Genomic DNA, 15,628 nt, shown 5'->3' on the forward strand with positions numbered 1-15,628 from the left:
CCCGGCGCGGGCGAGGTGATGAACCTCGAACAGTTGCGAAGGGCCGGGGTATCGGACCGAAGAACCCGGCGGCTCTGCGGCCCCGGCGGGCCGTGGCGCCGCCTGCACCCCGGTGTCGTCCTGCTGCGCAACACCGCGCCGACGCGGCAGGAGCTGCTGCGCGCGCTGCTGGTGCGGTACGGGCCGAAGGTGGTGATCACCGGCGCCGACGCCCTGCAGGCCCACGGCGTCAAGTGCGAGGCGGGCGACATCCGCCTGCTGGTCCCCGACCACTGCCGGGTGGTGGCGGGCGAAGGGGTGCGCCTGGCCCGGACGGCACACATCCCGGAGCCGGTCATGGTCGACGACCTGCCGTTCGCCCCACCGGCCCGGGCCACCCTTGACCTGGCCCGCACCGAACCGGACCCGGCCCGCATCCGGCACCTGCTGACGCTCCCGCTGTACTGGGGCCTGTGCAGCCTCCAGGAGCTGCTCCTGGAGCTGGACGAAGGCCCCCAACGCGGCACGGCGGCGGTCCGCAAGGTGCTGCGCTACCTCGACGAGGGCCCGATCCAGGCCCACGGCCTCGCCGCGCGCATCCTGGACCTGGTCCCCATCCCCCCACCGAGCTGGGACCAGACGATCTGCGACCGCCGGGGCCGCCCCCTCGGCGAAGCGGACGCGTGGTGGGACGAGATCGGCCTGGCCTGGCAGTACCGCTGCACCCCAGGAGTGGGCGGCGGCTTCAGCCACCTCGCCCTGGCGGCGACGGGCATAGTCCTGGTCCGCTGCACGGTCCGCCAGCTCCGCCAGGTCCCGGACGAGGTGGCCCAGGAGCTGGCCCGCGCCTTCGGCGACGCCTCCCGCACCCCCCGCCCCAAGGTCCGCACAACCCCCCAATCCCCCGAAGGAGACGCCGCCTGACCCACCCGTCAGATCCCGCCAGCCTCCCCAACCGACCCTCCAGGCCCGCGGACCGACCCCCGGGGCACGCCAACCGACCCTCCAGGCCCGCGGACCGACCCGGGGGCACGCGAGCCGACCCGCCAGATACGCGAGCCGACCTCCTAGGTACGCGAGCCGACCCTCCAACTTCGCGAGATGCCCCTCCAGTCACGCGTGATGCCTTCCCAATCACGCGAGATGCCCTTACAAGCACGCGAGTTCCGCTTTCAATCACACGAGGTACGGCTGCGATCACGCGAGTTCGCGTGCCGGAAGGGGTCGGCTCGCGTACCGAGACGGTCGACTCGCGTGCCGGGACAGTCGGCTCGCGTACCTAGGCGGTCGGCTCGCGTGCCGGAAAGGTCGGCTCGCGTATCTGGAGGGTCGGCTCGCGTACCGGAGAGGTCGGCTCGCGTACCGGGACGGTCGGCTCGTGTGCCAGGAGGTCACCTGCCCGAACCGAGCCAACTTCCCGCACGAACCCCGCGGGCGAAACCCCACTCAGGAGCGTGACTTGATCACCAGTACTCGTCCGGCAGCTTGCCCTCGATGTCCCGCACATGCTGACGCGCGCAGGTCGGGCACAGCCACCGCACCGCGCCCCGCTCGCGGGTCGATACCCAGGCGAGGGCCGTGACCGGGTCTTCGTCGGCCGTCCGGGTGTGGCCGCAGCGGGTGCACACGCGGGGCTCCGGCTCGCTCATCGCGACCGTCCACTGTGGATCGCCTTGGCGCCGAAGAGGTACAGATCATCCCTATGGCCGAGGAAATGCGGACTCCTCGGATCGGTCAGGGTCGCCACCGCGGCGCGGTCGTCGGGGTCGAGCCACTCCGTGGCCCAGTCCGCGAGCCAGCCGATGCGGTGCACCACGTACTCGCGAAGGAGGTCCGAACCCGGCATCGGGTGATCGATGAGCGCACCGAACGACTCGACGTCCGAGAGGCCGGCTTCGCGGAGTGCGCGCGTCCAGCCGTACAGCATCGGGACGCTGCCCGGCAGCCCGGCGCGCATCCGGGTGAACCACGCCGCCCGCGCCGCGTGCAAGCGCTGCTCCAGCCCCGGCCTGCCGACCCCGAGCTCCCACGGGAGGCACCGCAGCTCCAGCCCGCCCTCGGCGATGGCCAGCACCCCACCCGGCCGCACCAGCCCGGCGAGCGTGCGCAACGCGGCCTGCTGGTCACCGACGTGGTGGACGACGCCGGACGCCCACACCAGATCAGCTGCGGGCGCGGCCAGCCCGGGATCGGCGAGGTCCCCCTGCAGGCTGACGACCTCCACCGAGCCGGCGGCAGCCTCCGCGACCGCCCGCTCTGCCTCGGCGAGCAGCTTCGGCGTGGCATCGACGAGCACGAGCGTGCCCCCGCGAGCCAGTTCGCGCGCGAACAGCACGCTCATCCCGCCCGCGCCGCAGCCGACGTCGACGATCGTCGGGTGCTCCGGCAGCCCGGCCAGCAGGCGCCGGGCGACCGGGGTCAACGCCGACGCGTCGAGCGTGTCCGCCATGCGCAGCTGGGTCAGGCGGTCCGCCCAGTCGATGTCGTCGTGGGTGTGTCCGGACATCGGCCCATTGAACACCAGGAAGGGCCCCCGCCGCCCGGAAGCGGCAGGGGCCCTGCTCTCAGCTCTGCTCCTGGTGGCGCTCCACCCGGCGAGCCGCCCATCGGGCTACTCGCGTCCAGCGGCGGACCGCGCGTGCGCTACCTCGGGCCCGCTGGGCGCGGACCCCTTCCTCGAGGTCCCGTATTCGGGCCCTGGACAGTTCTTCGTAAAGCAACATCTCGCTGGTCTCCTCGATCTCGGTCTTCGTCAGCTGCAGCTGCGGACGGCACATCCGCGCTTCGTAGTCCTTCGCGGTAACCGGTTCGACGCTCATGCGGCGGCGCTCCGGTGATCGCCAGCGGCCTTGGCCGCGGCGGGCTCGACGACTGCGTTCTTGCGCGGGCGGCCGCGGGGCCGCTTGCGCGCGATCACGACGCCGCGCTCGAAGATCTCGCCGCCCCAGACGCCCCACGGCTCGCGACGGGCCAGGGCACCCGCGAGGCAGGCCTCGCGGACCGGGCAGTCGGCGCACTGGGCCTTGGCCCGCTCGAGCTCGGCCGGGGACTCGGCGAACCACAGGTCCGCGTCGCCGGAACGGCAGGGCAGCGCCACGTCGGGCACCGCGATCGGGTCGAGCAGGTCGGCGAATATTGCCTCACCGGAGGTGTAGGCGATGGCCGAAGACATGGGGGTTCCTCCTTGTGTCGTACGGGTTTTCGGTTGAGTGACGGAGCTGGGCAACGCTGGTTCCTCTTGGGTTGTGCAGCCAAAAACACGAAGGCCGCGGATCCGGGTTTTCCGGTTCCGCGGCCTTCGTGAGCCTCTGTCCTGACTAGGTCAGGAACTTCGCTCCCGTATCGACGACGGAACACGGAACTGCTTGATGGTCGGCAGATCGGCCTGCGGGTACGCGGCGAGAACGCCCTGCGTCCCGAAGACGACGACACCGGTGGCCCAACGACGCTCGACGCGCCGCATGCCACGGATCTCGTGCGCGCTCACGGACACACCGGTGCCCGGGCGCGAAGCGACCGCGGCTTCCGCGGCACAGGACAGACGGGTGCCCGGGTTCGTGAGCGTCATGTTGATGGTCATTTCACCGGCACCTCCTTCTGTACTCTGCACACACGGCCGCCGAGCGGCGCTGCAACGTGGATCCCCAGCCGAGCCCTTCGGGCTCGGTACTGGCAGGTTATTGCCCCGCACCACACGGGGGCAACTCAATTAACGGGAAAATCCTCGAAGTTACGAAGATCGCCCCTGAGCAGCGGGTTCGCCGCGTCGATCATGGTCCGGACGCGGTCAAGAACCCGTCGACGCCCGGACGACGCCGAGGATCTCCGCGCCGAACCGTTCGAGCTTCGTCGCGCCGATGCCGGAGATCGACACCAGTGCCGCCTCGTCGGCCGGGCGCTGCTCGGCGATGGCCATCAGCGTCGCGTCCGTGAACACGACGAACGCCGGCACCTTCAGCTCGCGCGCGCGGTCGCCGCGCCACGTCTTCAGCCGCTCCAGCAGGCCCTCATCCACTGTGGACGGGCAGCGCCCGCACCGGCCCAGCTTGACGTCGATGGTCTCCAGCAGCGGCCCGCCGCAGACGCGGCAGCGCGCCGCCTTCACCGGCGCCGCCTTCTGCTGGGCCGACCGCGCCACCCGGGCGGCCGGGTGGTCCTCCGGGATCAGGCCGTACAGGAACCGGCTGCGCCGCCGGTTGCGGCGCCCGCCCGGGGTCCGGGCCAGCGCCCAGGACAGCCAGAGGTGCTCGCGGGCCCGGGTGACGCCGACGTAGAAGAGCCGCCGCTCCTCCTCGATCGCCGCCTCGTCGTCGCCCGCGTGCAGGATCGGCAGCGTGCCCTCGGCCAGGCCGACGAGGAACACCGCGTCCCACTCCAGGCCCTTCGCGGCGTGCAGAGACGCCAGCGTCACGCCCTCGACCGTCGGCGGGTGCTGGGCCGCGGCGCGCTGGTCGAGCTCGGCGCAGAAGCGCGGCAGGTCCGCGTCCGCGACCGTCGAAGCGAGCTCTTCGGCCAGTTCGACGATCGCCAGGAGCGCGTCCCAGCGTTCCTTCGCCGCGCCACCCGCGGGCGGCGACTCGGTCAGGCCGACCCGCGCGAGCACCGAACGCACCGTCGTGACCAGGTCGGAGCTGCCGTCGCCGCTCGCCGCCCGCAGCGCGGACATCGCCTGCCGGACCTCCGTCCGGTTGAAGAACCGCTCGCCGCCGCGGACCAGGTACGGGACGCCGGCTTCGGCCAGCGCCGACTCGTAGGCCTCGGACTGCGCGTTGACCCGGTAGAGGATCGCGATCTCGCTCGCCGCGACGCCGCCGTCCAGCAGCTCGCGCACCCGCCGGGCGACGGCCTCGGCCTCGACCGCCTCGTCGTCGAACTCGGCGAAGCGCGGCTCCGGCCCCGGCGGCCGCTGCCCGATCAGCTTCAGCCGCGAGCCCGCCGGCCGGCCCCGCGCCGCGCCGATCACCCGGTTCGCCAGCGAGACGACCTCGGGCGTCGACCGGTAGTCGCGCTCCAGCCGGACGACGGTGGCGTCCGGGAAGCGGCGCGTGAACTCGAGCAACGACCGCGGCGACGCGCCGCCGAAGGAGTAGATGGTCTGGTTGGCGTCGCCGACGACGGTGAGGTCGTCGCGCCCGCCGAGCCACGCGTCGAGCAGGCGCTGCTGCAGCGGCGTCACGTCCTGGTACTCGTCGACGACGAAGCAGCGGTAGCGGTCGCGGAACTCCTCGGCGACGACGCCGTGTTCCTCGAGCACCGCCGTCGTGTGCAGCAGCAGGTCGTCGAAGTCGAGGACCTGCGCGGCGGTCTTCAGTTCTTCGTACGTGCGGTAGACCTCGGCGACCTGCGCCGCCGGCGCCGGGATGTCCCGCTGGGCGCGCGCGGTGACGGCCGGGTAGTCGTCCGGGCCGACCAGCGACGCCTTGGCCCACTCGATCTCGCTCGCGAGGTCGCGCAGCACCTCGACCTCGGTGCCGAGCCGGTGCCGGTTCGCGGCCTGGCCGACGAACCGCAGCTTGTTCTCCATCAGGTCCCACGGCCGGTCGCCGACCACGCGCGGCCAGAAGTAGCGCAGCTGACGGCGGGCGGCGGCGTGGAACGTCAAGGCCTGCGCCGCGTCGACGCCGAGCCCCCGCAGCCGGGTCCGCATCTCCCCCGCGGCGCGCGTCGTGAACGTGACGGCAAGCACCTGACCGGCGGAAACGTGCCCCGATCGGACGAGGTGGGCGATGCGGTGGGTGATCGTCCGGGTCTTGCCCGTGCCGGCCCCGGCGAGCACGCAGACCGGCCCCCGCGGGGCACTGGCGGCGGCGCGCTGCTCGGGGTCGAGACCATCCAGCAGACGGGTCACACTCTTGGGGGGAAGTACGCCGGTCACGTCCCGCATCCTCGCAGAGGGGGACGGGGAATCGGGTCAGGGGCACGCGGCCGTATCCTGGTCATATGGCGGGACAGCAGGACAAGGAAGCGGCCAAGCAGGCCAAGAAGGAGAAGCGCGCGGCGAGCAAGGCACGCCGTGGCCAGCTCTTCGAGGCCTTCAAGATGCAGCGCAAGGAAGACCCGTGGCTCATCCCGTGGATGGTCGGGGCGATCGTCGTCGTCGCCGGCGTCCTGTTCGGGGTCGGGTTCTTCTTCAACGCGCAGTGGGTGCTGCTCCCGCTGGGCCTGGTGCTCGGCGGCCTCCTCGCCATGATCATCTTCGGCCGACGCGTCCAGAAGACCGTCTACTCGAAGGCCGACGGCCAGCCCGGCGCCGCGGCGTGGGCGCTGGAGAACCTGCGCGGCCGCTGGAAGGTGACGCCGACGGTCGCGGCGACGACCCAGCTCGACGCGGTGCACCGGGTCCTCGGCGGCCCCGGCGTGGTGCTGGTGGCCGAAGGCGCGCCGCACCGCGTCAAGACCCTGCTCGCGCAGGAGAAGAAGCGCGTCTCCCGCCTGATCGGCGACACCCCGATCTACGACGTGACGATCGGCCACGAAGACGGCCAGCTCCCGCTGAAGAAGCTCCAGGGCTACCTGATGAAGCTGCCCCGCAACCTGAAGCCGGCCCAGGTCGACGCCCTCGAGGCGAAGCTGGCCGCCCTCGGCAACCGCGGCGCGGCGCTCCCCAAGGGCCCGATGCCGGCCGGCGCGAAGATGCGCAACGTTCAGCGGACGATCCGCCGCCGCTGACCCCCGCGTAAGGAAAAGGCCCCGCCCGGATCCCGGGCGGGGCCTTTTCACGCCCGGGATCGGGTGGGCGACGGCGACTCCTCGCGTGCAAGTGGGGCAGCCGAGCCGTCCGGCGGCAAGCACCGTGGCGGCAGGGCAGGCCGTCGAACGTCGGCCGCTCAGCGCATCCGGATGACGACGGTGCCGGTCAGCCGGTCGAGCCAGCTGCGGCCGTCGGCGTTGCGGACCGCCGCCGGGATGAGCACGAACGTCAGGGCCGCCCGGACCAGCGCGCGCACCGGGCCGACCAGCGCGGCGCCGTCGAGGCGGGCGACGCGGATGCCGACGGCGGCCATCCCGGGCGTGAAGCCGAAGAACCCGGCCGAGATGACCGAGATGACCGCCCACACGCCGCCGGACCACAGGTTGAACTGCTGCATCGCCGCCGGGTCCTGCAGGCTGGGGTGCAGGAAGATGGCCGTGACCAGGGCCGCGACCACCAGGTCGACGATCAGCCCGAGCAGCCGCGCGCCCCCGCTCGCCGCCGCGCCGACGCCGGACTCGGGCAAACCGAACTTCTCGCCCGGCCAGCGCGAGCCGTGTTGATCAGTGCCCGGGCCACCGTCGCCGGTGCCGGGTAGCCATTCACCGGTCCATCTCGCCACCCATCCAGGGTATGCCGGTGGCGTGGAGCACATCCGACCTGGTCGGATACCCGATATCGACCACCCGTTAACACCCGCGAAACATACGGGTGACGGTCGGGCAACACCGCACTTTTAGCGTGAGCCGAAGAGAGCACTGCCGTACGAGCTCGAACGAGAAGGAGTCACCGAGGGTGCCCACTACTCCAGACGACATCCAGCGCCTCATCGCCGACGAGGACGTCGAGGTCATCGACGTCCAGTTCTGCGACCTGCCCGGCGTGATGCAGCACTTCACGGTCCCCGCGAAGGCCTTCACCGAAGAGGCCTACGAAGAGGGTCTCGCGTTCGACGGCTCCTCGGTGCGCGGCTTCCAGTCCATCCACGAGTCCGACATGCTCCTGCTGCCGGACGCGGCGACCGCGCGGATCGACCCGTTCCGCAAGGCGAAGACGCTCGCGCTCAACTTCTTCGTGCACGACCCGTTCACCCGTGAGGCGTACAGCCGCGACCCGCGCAACATCGCGCGCAAGGCCGAGCAGTACATCTCCGAGTACGGCGTCGCCGACAACGTGTACTTCGGCCCCGAAGCCGAGTTCTACATCTTCGACTCGGTCCGCTTCGACTCCGCCGAGCACGCCTCCTTCCACGAGATCGACTCGATCGAGGGCTGGTGGAACACCGGCGCCGACGAGGTCGGCGGCAACCAGGGCTACAAGACGAAGTTCAAGGGCGGCTACTTCCCGGTCCCGCCGGTCGACCACTTCGCCGACCTGCGCGACGACATCGTCCGCAACCTGACGAACACCGGTTTCGAGATCGAGCGCGCGCACCACGAGGTGGGCACCGCCGGCCAGACCGAGATCAACTACAAGTTCAACACGCTGCTGCACGCGGCCGACGACCTGCAGCTGTTCAAGTACATCGTGAAGAACACGGTGTTCGCGGCGGGCAAGACGGCGACGTTCATGCCGAAGCCCCTGGCCGGCGACAACGGCTCGGGCATGCACTGCCACCAGTCGCTGTGGAAGGACGGCCAGCCGCTGTTCCACGACGAGTCGGGCTACGCCGGCCTGTCGGACACCGCGCGCCACTACATCGGCGGCCTGCTCAAGCATGCGCCGAGCCTGCTGGCCTTCACGAACCCGACGGTGAACTCCTACCACCGCCTGGTCCCGGGCTTCGAGGCCCCGGTTTCGCTGGTGTACTCGCAGCGCAACCGCTCGGCGTGCGTCCGCATCCCGATCACGGGCAACAACCCGAAGGCGAAGCGCGCCGAGTTCCGCTGCCCGGACTCGTCGGGCAACCCGTACCTGGCGTTCTCGGCGATGATGATGGCCGGCCTCGACGGCATCCGGAACAAGATCGAGCCGCCGGACCCGATCGACAAGGACCTGTACGAGCTCCCGCCGGAGGAGGCCAAGGACGTCAAGCTCGTCCCGGGCGACCTGGGCACGGTGCTGGACACCCTGGAAGCCGACCACGAGTACCTCCTCGAGGGCGGCGTGTTCACCCCGGACGTGATCGAGACGTGGATCTCGTACAAGCGCGAGAACGAGATCGACCCGCTGCGGCTGCGCCCGCACCCGTACGAGTTCGCCCTGTACTACGACGTGTGATCCGGTAGTACGGCCCTGAACACGCCGGTGGCGAGGAGCGAAGAGCCCTCGCCACCGGCGTTTCTTATTCCGCCGTCGACAGCAGCTTCAGATCAGCGCCCGCGGCTTCGAAACGGCCGCGCGGGTTCTCCACCAGTTTCCGGCGCTCCAGATCCATCAGCCCCAGCGTGCAGGTGATCTCCGCCGCCACCGTTCCGTCGAGTTTGGTGATCGTCGAATCCATCCGGAACGTCTTGCCGCTGCCGAACTTCACGTCGCAGGTCACGTCGACTTCGTCGCCCGCGCGCAGCTCGCGGCGGAACACCACGTGGGTCTCCAGCAGCACCGATGCCACGCCCGGCAGTCCCTTCACCGCGCCCGCTGCTTCGAGCAGCTCGAGGCGGGAGACCTCGCCGTACGAGTGGTACACGGCGTGGTTGAGGTGGCCCAGGGTGTCCAGCTCGTAGTGCCGGACCTTGATCCGGGTGCGGAACGGTTCGCGATCGGTCACCCGGCCCACTGTAGGTCAGGCTTCGTAGAACAGGTGCTCCACCACCGTGTGCGCGCGGCGGGTGATGCGGCGGTAGGTGTCCAGGAACTCGCCCGGGTCGTCTTCCGCCGGGCGGCCGAACACGCGGGCCACCGCCGCCAGGTCGCGGCCCGAGCCCGGGACCTCGTCGACCGCCTTGCCGCGGACCAGCATTCCCGCGTTGCGCACCCGGGTCGCCAGCAGCCACGCCTCGCGCAGCGAGTCCGCTTCGGACTGCGTGGCCAGGCCCGCGTCCGGCAAGCAGGCCAGCGCGTCCAGCGTCGACGTCGTCCGCAGGCCGGGGACCGAACACGCGTGCTGCAGCTGCAGGAGCTGCACCGTCCATTCGACGTCGGCGAGGCCGCCGCGGCCCAGTTTCGTGTGGCGGGTCGGGTCGGCGCCGCGGGGCATGCGCTCGGTCTCGACGCGGGCCTTGATGCGGCGGATCTCCCGGGCCTTCGTCGCGTCCAGGCCGCCTTCGGGGTAGCGGATCGGGTCGATCATCGCGATGAACCGCTCGCCGAGGTCGTCGTCGCCGGCGATGAACCGCGCGCGCAGCAGCGCCTGGGCCTCCCACACCTCGCCCCACCGCGCGTAGTAGGCGCGGTACGACTCCAAGGTGCGGACCAGCGGCCCGCTGCGGCCCTCCGGCCGCAGGTCGGCGTCGACCACCAGAGCCGGGTCCGAGCTCGGCGCGCCGAGCATCTTCCGGACCGTCTCCGCGACCGACGAAGCGAACTTCACCGCGTCGGCGTCCGAAACGCCTTCGGACGGCTCGCACACGAAGAGCACGTCGGCGTCGGAGCCGTAGCCGAGTTCCGCGCCGCCGAGCCGGCCCATTCCGATGACGGCGATGCGGGCCGGCGTGCGGCCGAGCTCGGCTTGACGCTGGCGGAACGCCGCGGCCAGCGCGCCCTGCAGGACCGCGACCCAAACCGAAGACAGCGCTTCGCACACCGCGGGGACGTCGAGCAGTCCGAGCAGATCCGCGCACGCGATGCGCAGGAGTTCGTGCCGCCGCAGGGAACGCGCCGCGGCGACGGCGGCGTTCAGCCCCGGCTGGCGCCGGACGGCAGCCCGCAGCGACGTCGCCACCTCGGCCGGCGTGCGCCCCACCAGGCGGGCCGGGTCGCCGAGGAGCTGCAACACCTCCGGCGCGCGGACCAGCAGGTCGGGCACCAGCCTCGACGTGCCCAGCAGCAGCGCCAGGTTCTCCACGACCGTGCCCTCGTCGCGCAGCACCCGCAGGTACCACGGAGTGTCTTCGAGCGCCTCGGACACCTTCCGGTACGACAGCAGCCCGCCGTCGGGGTCGGGCGTGTCGGCGAAGAGGTCGAGCAGCACCGGCAGCAGCGCCTGCTGGATCGCCGCGCGCCGCGAAACCCCCGAAGTGAGGGCCTTGATGTGCTGGAGCGCGCCGTCGGGCGCGGTGTAGCCGAGCGCGGCCAGCCGGCTGGCCGCCTGCTTGGTGGTCAGGCGCAGCGCCTCGGTGGGCACGTTCGCGACCGACTGCAGCAGGGGCCGGTAGAAGATCTTTTCGTGCAGGCGCCGGATGCCCTTGCCGTGCCGCCGGAACTCCGCTAGCAGCGCCTCGCCCTGGCTCTTGCCGCCGCTCGCCCTGATCCCGCTGGCCCGGGCCAGGATGCGCAGCTCGTCGGTGTCCGTCGTCGCCGGGAACAGGTGCGTCCGGCGCAGCCGCCGCAGCTGCAGCCGGTGCTCGATCATCCGCAGGAATTCGTACGACGCACCCAGTTCGGCCGCGTCCTGGCGGCCGACGTACCCGCCCTCGCCGAGCGCCGCGAGTGCGTCCATCGTGGACGGTGAACGCAGGTCCGCGTCGACCCGGCCGTGCACGAGCTGCAGCAGCTGCACGGCGAATTCGACGTCGCGCAGGCCGCCGCGGCCCAGCTTCAGCTCGCGTTCGGCGTGCTCGGACGGCACGTGCCCTTCGACGCGGCGGCGCATCTGCTGCACCTCGGCGACGAAGTTCTCGCGGTCGGCGGCCGACCACACCAGCGGCGCCACCATCTCGGCGTACTGGCGGCCGAGCTCGGCGTCGCCCGCCACCGGGCGCGCCTTGAGCAGCGCCTGGAACTCCCAGGTCTTGGCCCACTTCTGGTAGTAGCCGTGGTGCCCGTCGAGGGTGCGGACGAGCGCGCCGGCCTTGCCCTCGGGCCGCAGCGCCGCGTCGACCTCGAAGCACGCCTTCCCGACGACCCGCATCATCGTGCTCGCCAGCCGCGTCGCGAGGCCGAGGTCGCCCTCGCCGACGAAGATGACGTCGACGTCGCTGACGTAGTTGAGCTCCCGGCCGCCGCACTTGCCCATCGCGATGATCGCGAGGGTGCCTTCGGCGGACGCATCGCATTCGGCCTCGGCGACGACCAGTCCGGCGGCCAGCGCGGCTTCGGCGAGCTCGGTCAGCTGCGCCGCGACCTCGGCGTAGCTCGGGTGCTCGAGCCCGTCCTCGACGAGGTGGCCGAGGTCGGCGGCGGCGATGCCGAGCAGCTGGCCGCGATAGGCGACCTTGAGCGTCTGCTCGGCTTCGGTGCCGGTGAGCACCGAGCCGTCGTCGCGCAGGAGGGCCGTGCGCAGGGCTTCGCGGTAGCAGGCGGAGTCGGTGCACTTGTCGGCGGTGAGCGCGTGCCACTCGCCGGGGTTGGCGGCGAGGAAGTCGGCGAGCGCGCTCGACGTGCCCAGGACGCTGAGGAGCCGGCCGCGGAAGGTCCGGTGGGCGCGCAGCTGTTCTTCGAGGGCGGCCCACCCATCGGCGTCGGCCTCGCGGATCCGGTCCAGGCCGCGCAGCGCGAGGTCGGGGTCGGCGGTGCGCGACAACGCCGCGAGCACGTCGGCGGCCGTGGCGGCCGGGCCGGCGTCGGCCCACCAGCCGGCCGCGCGCAGCTGTCCCTCGGCACGGGCGTCGGTGAAGCCGTACCTCGCCGCCGAAGCGGTCGTTCGCGCGCGGTCTGCCATCACGACCACCGTAGCCGGGGAACGCGGGTCAGGCGGCGAGCCGGCCCGGCTCGGTTCCGGCGGGCGTCGGTTCGGGCACCTGGAAGCTGTGCGCGGTGACGGGGTGGCGGCGCGAAAGCAGGTAGATTCCGGCGCCCACGCCGATCCCGGCGACACCGACGGCGATCGTGCCCGCCGTGCCGAGGGACGCGACCTTGCCGGAGATCGCGCCGACGATCGCGGCCGCGGGCAGCGTGAACAGCCACGCGACGACCATCCGGCCCGCCATCCGCCAGCGGACCGGCGCGTCGCGGCGGCCGACGCCGGAGCCGACGATCCCGCCGGAGCACACGTGCGTCGTCGACAGCGGGAAACCCAGCCGCGACGAAACCAGGATGACCAGCGCCGAGCTCGTCTGGGCGGCGAAACCCTGCGGGCCTTCGATGTCGGTCAGGCCCTTGCCCAGGGTGTGGGTGATGCGCCAGCCGCCGAGGTAGGTGCCGGCCGCGAGGGCGCAGGCGGCGCTGATGATCACCCAGACGGGTGGTGCCGCGCCCGACGGGAGGCTGCCGGCGGTGACGAGGGTGAGCGTGATGACGCCCATCGTCTTCTGCGCGTCGTTGGTGCCGTGGGCGAGGGAGACCAGTGACGCCGAGACGATCTGGCCGACCTTGAACCCGCGCGTGGCCGGGCGGCCCCGCACCAGGAAGCGGTAGACGAGGTAGGTGGCGGCCATCGCGACGAGACCGGCGATGACCGGGCTGGCCGCCGCCGGGACCAGGACCTTCTCGACGATCTTTCCGAAGTGGACCGAATCGGCGCCCGCGGAGATCCAGGTGGCGCCGATCAGGCCGCCGAACAGCGCGTGCGACGAACTCGACGGCAGGCCGACGAACCACGTCACGAGGTTCCAGACGATCGCGCCGATCAGCCCGCCGAAGACGATCGACGGGCCGATCTTCGTGTCGTCCACCAGGCCGCTGGAGATCGTCTTGGCGACCTCGACCGACAGGAACGCGCCGACCAGGTTCAGCACCGCCGAGATCGCGACGGCCACCCGGGGTTTGAGGGCCCCGGTGGCGATCGACGTCGCCATCGAGTTCGCGGTGTCGTGGAACCCGTTCGTGAAATCGAAAACCAGGGCCGTGCCGACGACGACCACGACCAGCAACGAGGGTTGCACCCCGGACCTCCGCACCCTTGTGGGGACTCTGTCCGCAAGGTACCTGACGGGTGCGCCCGGCGTTAACGGGCCGTTGCTGGTTGTGACTTCTGTCGTTAAGCCAGCGGTAACGTGCGTTGACCGCCCACGGCGGGTTCGAGCTCGCCGGCGGCCAGCTTGACGAACCGCTGCGCGAAGGGACGCCAGGTCTCCTCGATGTCGGCGTGCACGGTGACCAGCTTGTCGTGGTCGAGCGCGCCGGGGCGGGCGAACTCGGCTTCGCCGGGGCATTCGACGGCCCAGCGCTCGACGACTTCCGGCGTCGTCTCGATGTGGAACTGGACACCGTAGCCGCACCGGCCGAGCCGGTAGGCCTGGTTCGGGTAGCGCGGCGAGGACGCGAGCAGCTCGGCGCCGGGCGGGAGGCGGGTGATCGCGTCGGTGTGGAACTGGAGGACGTCCTGCATGAGCGGCAGGTCGGCGAACAGCGGGTCGGTCCACGCCGCGTCCTTCTTGCTGACGAGGTACGGACCGACCTCGGGCCCGTCGGGACCGGCCTCGACGCGGCCGCCGGTCCCGACGGCCAGCAGCTGCGCGCCGAGACAGATCCCGAGCGTCGGCAGGCTCGCCGACACCGCCTTGGCCAGCAGCCGCCGGACGTCGGCGAGCCACGGGTGCGTGGCGTCGGCTTCCGCGGCCATGGTGCCGCCCAGGCAGACGACGCCCTGGTAGCCGTCGAGCCCGTCGGGCAGGCCGGAACCGGGGAGCAGGCGGACGTCGAGTTCGGCGCCGGCTCCGGAGAGCCAGTCGCCGAGGGGGCCGACCGGGTCCGACTCGTCCGGCTGGATGATCAGCAGTCGTGTCACGGGTCCAGGGTAGGTCAGCAGGCGCAGCGGATCGCCGGGGTCTTTTCCCCGTCCACGGGGTAGCCGGCGGCGAGCCAGCTGGTGATGCCGCCGGAGAGCCGTTTCACCTTGAAGCCGAGCTGGGCGAGCTTGAGCGCGCCCTTCGTGGCGGCGTTGCACTGGGCGCTCTCGCAGTAGCAGACGTAGACGACGTCGCCGTCGAGGTGTTTCGTGCTTTCGGCCGTCATGTCCCGGTAGGGCAGGTTGATCGCGCCGGGGATGCGAGCGTGAGCGAAGGCTTCGGGCGCGCGGGTCTCGACGACGACGTAGCCGTCGGTGCGTCCGGCTTCGAGGTCCTGGACGAGATCGTCGGGGTCGACCTCGAAGGCGAGTTCGGCACCGAAGTACTCGACGGCGGCGGCCGAAGCCGCGGCGGGGAAGGCGAGCGTGCGTGTCATGGGGTAAATCCTGCTGGGACGGGCGGTTTCCGGACAGGGCAGAATCGGCGTGGAAGCCCGGATCGGCCGGGGATTTCGCTGTTCTGGCCCTGCGAACCCGGGAGAGTTGCGGTGGACCACCTCGACGACGTCGACTGGCAGCTGCTGGAGCTCCTGCAAGCCGACGGGCGGCTGAGCTTTTCGGAGCTGGGGCGCCGGGTGTCGCTGTCCGGATCGGCGGTGACGGAGCGGGTGCGCCGGCTCGAGGAGCGCGGGGTGATCACCGGCTACACGGCGAGCGTCGACACGACGAAGCTGGGGCTACCGATCGAGGCGCTGGTGCGAGCGCGAGTGCGGAGCCTGGACACGCCGCGGTTCCGGACGGCGGTGTTGCCGCTGCCTCAGGTCGTCGCGGCGGACCACGTGACGGGGGACGAGTGCTGGGTGCTGCGGGTGCTCTGCCGGGACACCGCGGAGCTGGAGGCGTTGGTCGAGAAGGTGCAGCGGTACGGGGAGACGACGACGTCGTTGGTGTTGTCCTCGCCGTTGCGACGCCGGCCGCCGGCTCGTCCGGGGCCGCTTTGAGGCATCACGCGTGATCCGGGAGGTATCACGCGTGACTGGAAGGGCATCACGACGCCAGCTCCGGGCGTGGCCGGGGTGGCCTGGGGTGGAAACAGAGAAAGGGCCTGGGCCGGGAGACGTTAATCTCTACCGGGCCCAGGCCCTTCCTCAAAAAAAGTTCGGCGGTGTCCTACTCTCCCACAACCCTTCGGTTGCAGTACCATCGGCGCTGTCAGGCTTAGCTTCCGGGTTCGGAATGGGACCGGGCGT

The 15,628-nt window shown here is 71.5% G+C and carries 16 protein-coding genes and 1 rRNA gene; 4 read left to right on the forward strand and 13 right to left on the reverse strand.

The window, feature by feature from the left end:
* Positions 1-18: 18 nt before the first annotated feature.
* Complete coding sequence (locus ABZW17_RS41875) at positions 19-903, forward strand: hypothetical protein (RefSeq protein WP_354827055.1); 885 nt, start codon at positions 19-21, stop codon at positions 901-903.
* A 539-nt stretch (positions 904-1,442) separates the two neighbouring features.
* Here the strand turns inward: ABZW17_RS41875 and ABZW17_RS41880 are convergent.
* From ABZW17_RS41880 to ABZW17_RS41905, 6 genes are all read right to left on the reverse strand, one after another.
* Positions 1,443-1,628 carry a hypothetical protein gene (locus tag ABZW17_RS41880; RefSeq protein WP_354827018.1) on the reverse strand — a complete coding sequence of 62 codons (186 nt, stop codon included), beginning with the start codon at positions 1,626-1,628 and terminating at the stop codon, positions 1,443-1,445.
* On the reverse strand, positions 1,625-2,485 hold the full coding sequence (locus tag ABZW17_RS41885) for a class I SAM-dependent methyltransferase (RefSeq protein ID WP_354827021.1): 861 nt from the start codon (positions 2,483-2,485) through the stop codon (positions 1,625-1,627). Before ABZW17_RS41885 ends, ABZW17_RS41880 begins: the two co-directional genes overlap by 4 nt.
* 58 nt (positions 2,486-2,543) lie before the next feature.
* A complete protein-coding gene (locus tag ABZW17_RS41890) occupies positions 2,544-2,798 on the reverse strand; it encodes a hypothetical protein (protein WP_354827024.1) in 255 nt (84 codons plus the stop codon).
* Positions 2,795-3,151: a WhiB family transcriptional regulator gene (locus ABZW17_RS41895; RefSeq protein ID WP_354827027.1), complete on the reverse strand. Its 357-nt coding sequence runs from the start codon at positions 3,149-3,151 to the stop codon at positions 2,795-2,797. Before ABZW17_RS41895 ends, ABZW17_RS41890 begins: the two co-directional genes overlap by 4 nt.
* A 150-nt stretch (positions 3,152-3,301) precedes the next feature.
* Positions 3,302-3,559 (reverse strand): hypothetical protein, encoded by a 258-nt coding sequence (locus tag ABZW17_RS41900; protein ID WP_354827030.1) that lies wholly within the window; start codon positions 3,557-3,559, stop codon positions 3,302-3,304.
* A 207-nt stretch (positions 3,560-3,766) separates the two neighbouring features.
* On the reverse strand, positions 3,767-5,863 hold the full coding sequence (locus ABZW17_RS41905; RefSeq protein WP_354827032.1) for an ATP-dependent DNA helicase UvrD2: 2,097 nt from the start codon (positions 5,861-5,863) through the stop codon (positions 3,767-3,769).
* Positions 5,864-5,919: 56 nt separating this feature from the next.
* Here ABZW17_RS41905 and ABZW17_RS41910 point away from each other — a divergent pair, with 56 nt between their 5' ends.
* Entirely contained in the window at positions 5,920-6,648 is a 729-nt protein-coding gene (locus tag ABZW17_RS41910; protein WP_354827034.1) for a DUF4191 domain-containing protein, read from the forward strand.
* Positions 6,649-6,806: 158 nt separating this feature from the next.
* Here the strand turns inward: ABZW17_RS41910 and ABZW17_RS41915 are convergent, their stop codons facing one another.
* Complete coding sequence (locus ABZW17_RS41915; RefSeq protein ID WP_354827058.1) at positions 6,807-7,196, reverse strand: RDD family protein; 390 nt, start codon at positions 7,194-7,196, stop codon at positions 6,807-6,809.
* A gap of 269 nt (positions 7,197-7,465) precedes the next feature.
* Between ABZW17_RS41915 and glnA the strand changes: the two genes are divergently transcribed.
* A complete protein-coding gene (gene glnA / locus ABZW17_RS41920) occupies positions 7,466-8,890 on the forward strand; it encodes a type I glutamate--ammonia ligase (protein WP_354827036.1) in 1,425 nt (474 codons plus the stop codon).
* Positions 8,891-8,954: 64 nt separating this feature from the next.
* Here glnA and ABZW17_RS41925 read toward each other — a convergent pair whose 3' ends face one another.
* The 5 genes from ABZW17_RS41925 to ABZW17_RS41945 form a co-directional block, all read right to left on the reverse strand.
* Complete coding sequence (locus ABZW17_RS41925) at positions 8,955-9,380, reverse strand: acyl-CoA thioesterase (protein ID WP_354827038.1); 426 nt, start codon at positions 9,378-9,380, stop codon at positions 8,955-8,957.
* Between the two features lie 15 nt (positions 9,381-9,395).
* Positions 9,396-12,371 (reverse strand): bifunctional [glutamine synthetase] adenylyltransferase/[glutamine synthetase]-adenylyl-L-tyrosine phosphorylase, encoded by a 2,976-nt coding sequence (locus ABZW17_RS41930; RefSeq protein ID WP_354827041.1) that lies wholly within the window; start codon positions 12,369-12,371, stop codon positions 9,396-9,398.
* 28 nt (positions 12,372-12,399) lie between these two features.
* Positions 12,400-13,533 (reverse strand): inorganic phosphate transporter, encoded by a 1,134-nt coding sequence (locus ABZW17_RS41935; RefSeq protein WP_354827044.1) that lies wholly within the window; start codon positions 13,531-13,533, stop codon positions 12,400-12,402.
* Positions 13,534-13,628: 95 nt separating this feature from the next.
* The gene (locus tag ABZW17_RS41940; RefSeq protein WP_354827047.1) at positions 13,629-14,378 is read right to left on the reverse strand and encodes a type 1 glutamine amidotransferase; all 750 of its coding nucleotides are present in this window, start codon (positions 14,376-14,378) and stop codon (positions 13,629-13,631) included.
* Positions 14,379-14,392: 14 nt separating this feature from the next.
* Positions 14,393-14,815, reverse strand: coding sequence for a rhodanese-like domain-containing protein (locus tag ABZW17_RS41945; RefSeq protein ID WP_354827050.1), 423 nt, complete (start codon positions 14,813-14,815; stop codon positions 14,393-14,395).
* A gap of 111 nt (positions 14,816-14,926) precedes the next feature.
* Between ABZW17_RS41945 and ABZW17_RS41950 the strand changes: the two genes are divergently transcribed.
* The gene (locus ABZW17_RS41950) at positions 14,927-15,379 is read left to right on the forward strand and encodes an Lrp/AsnC family transcriptional regulator (RefSeq protein WP_354827053.1); all 453 of its coding nucleotides are present in this window, start codon (positions 14,927-14,929) and stop codon (positions 15,377-15,379) included.
* Positions 15,380-15,535: 156 nt separating this feature from the next.
* Here ABZW17_RS41950 and rrf read toward each other — a convergent pair.
* A 5S ribosomal RNA gene (gene rrf / locus ABZW17_RS41955) occupies positions 15,536-15,628 on the reverse strand; the annotation flags it as partial.

The organism is Amycolatopsis sp. NPDC004625, assembly GCF_040609695.1.
Lineage (GTDB): Bacteria > Actinomycetota > Actinomycetes > Mycobacteriales > Pseudonocardiaceae > Amycolatopsis.

Coding starts and splice junctions, on each gene's coding strand:
- ABZW17_RS41875 (WP_354827055.1), top strand. CDS start 19: ATGAACCTCGAACAGTTGCGAAGGGCCGGGGTATCGGACCGAAGAACC.
- ABZW17_RS41880 (WP_354827018.1), bottom strand. CDS start 1,628: ATGAGCGAGCCGGAGCCCCGCGTGTGCACCCGCTGCGGCCACACCCGG.
- ABZW17_RS41885 (WP_354827021.1), bottom strand. CDS start 2,485: ATGTCCGGACACACCCACGACGACATCGACTGGGCGGACCGCCTGACC.
- ABZW17_RS41890 (WP_354827024.1), bottom strand. CDS start 2,798: ATGAGCGTCGAACCGGTTACCGCGAAGGACTACGAAGCGCGGATGTGC.
- ABZW17_RS41895 (WP_354827027.1), bottom strand. CDS start 3,151: ATGTCTTCGGCCATCGCCTACACCTCCGGTGAGGCAATATTCGCCGAC.
- ABZW17_RS41900 (WP_354827030.1), bottom strand. CDS start 3,559: ATGACCATCAACATGACGCTCACGAACCCGGGCACCCGTCTGTCCTGT.
- ABZW17_RS41905 (WP_354827032.1), bottom strand. CDS start 5,863: ATGCGGGACGTGACCGGCGTACTTCCCCCCAAGAGTGTGACCCGTCTG.
- ABZW17_RS41910 (WP_354827034.1), top strand. CDS start 5,920: ATGGCGGGACAGCAGGACAAGGAAGCGGCCAAGCAGGCCAAGAAGGAG.
- ABZW17_RS41930 (WP_354827041.1), bottom strand. CDS start 12,371: ATGGCAGACCGCGCGCGAACGACCGCTTCGGCGGCGAGGTACGGCTTC.
- ABZW17_RS41945 (WP_354827050.1), bottom strand. CDS start 14,815: ATGACACGCACGCTCGCCTTCCCCGCCGCGGCTTCGGCCGCCGCCGTC.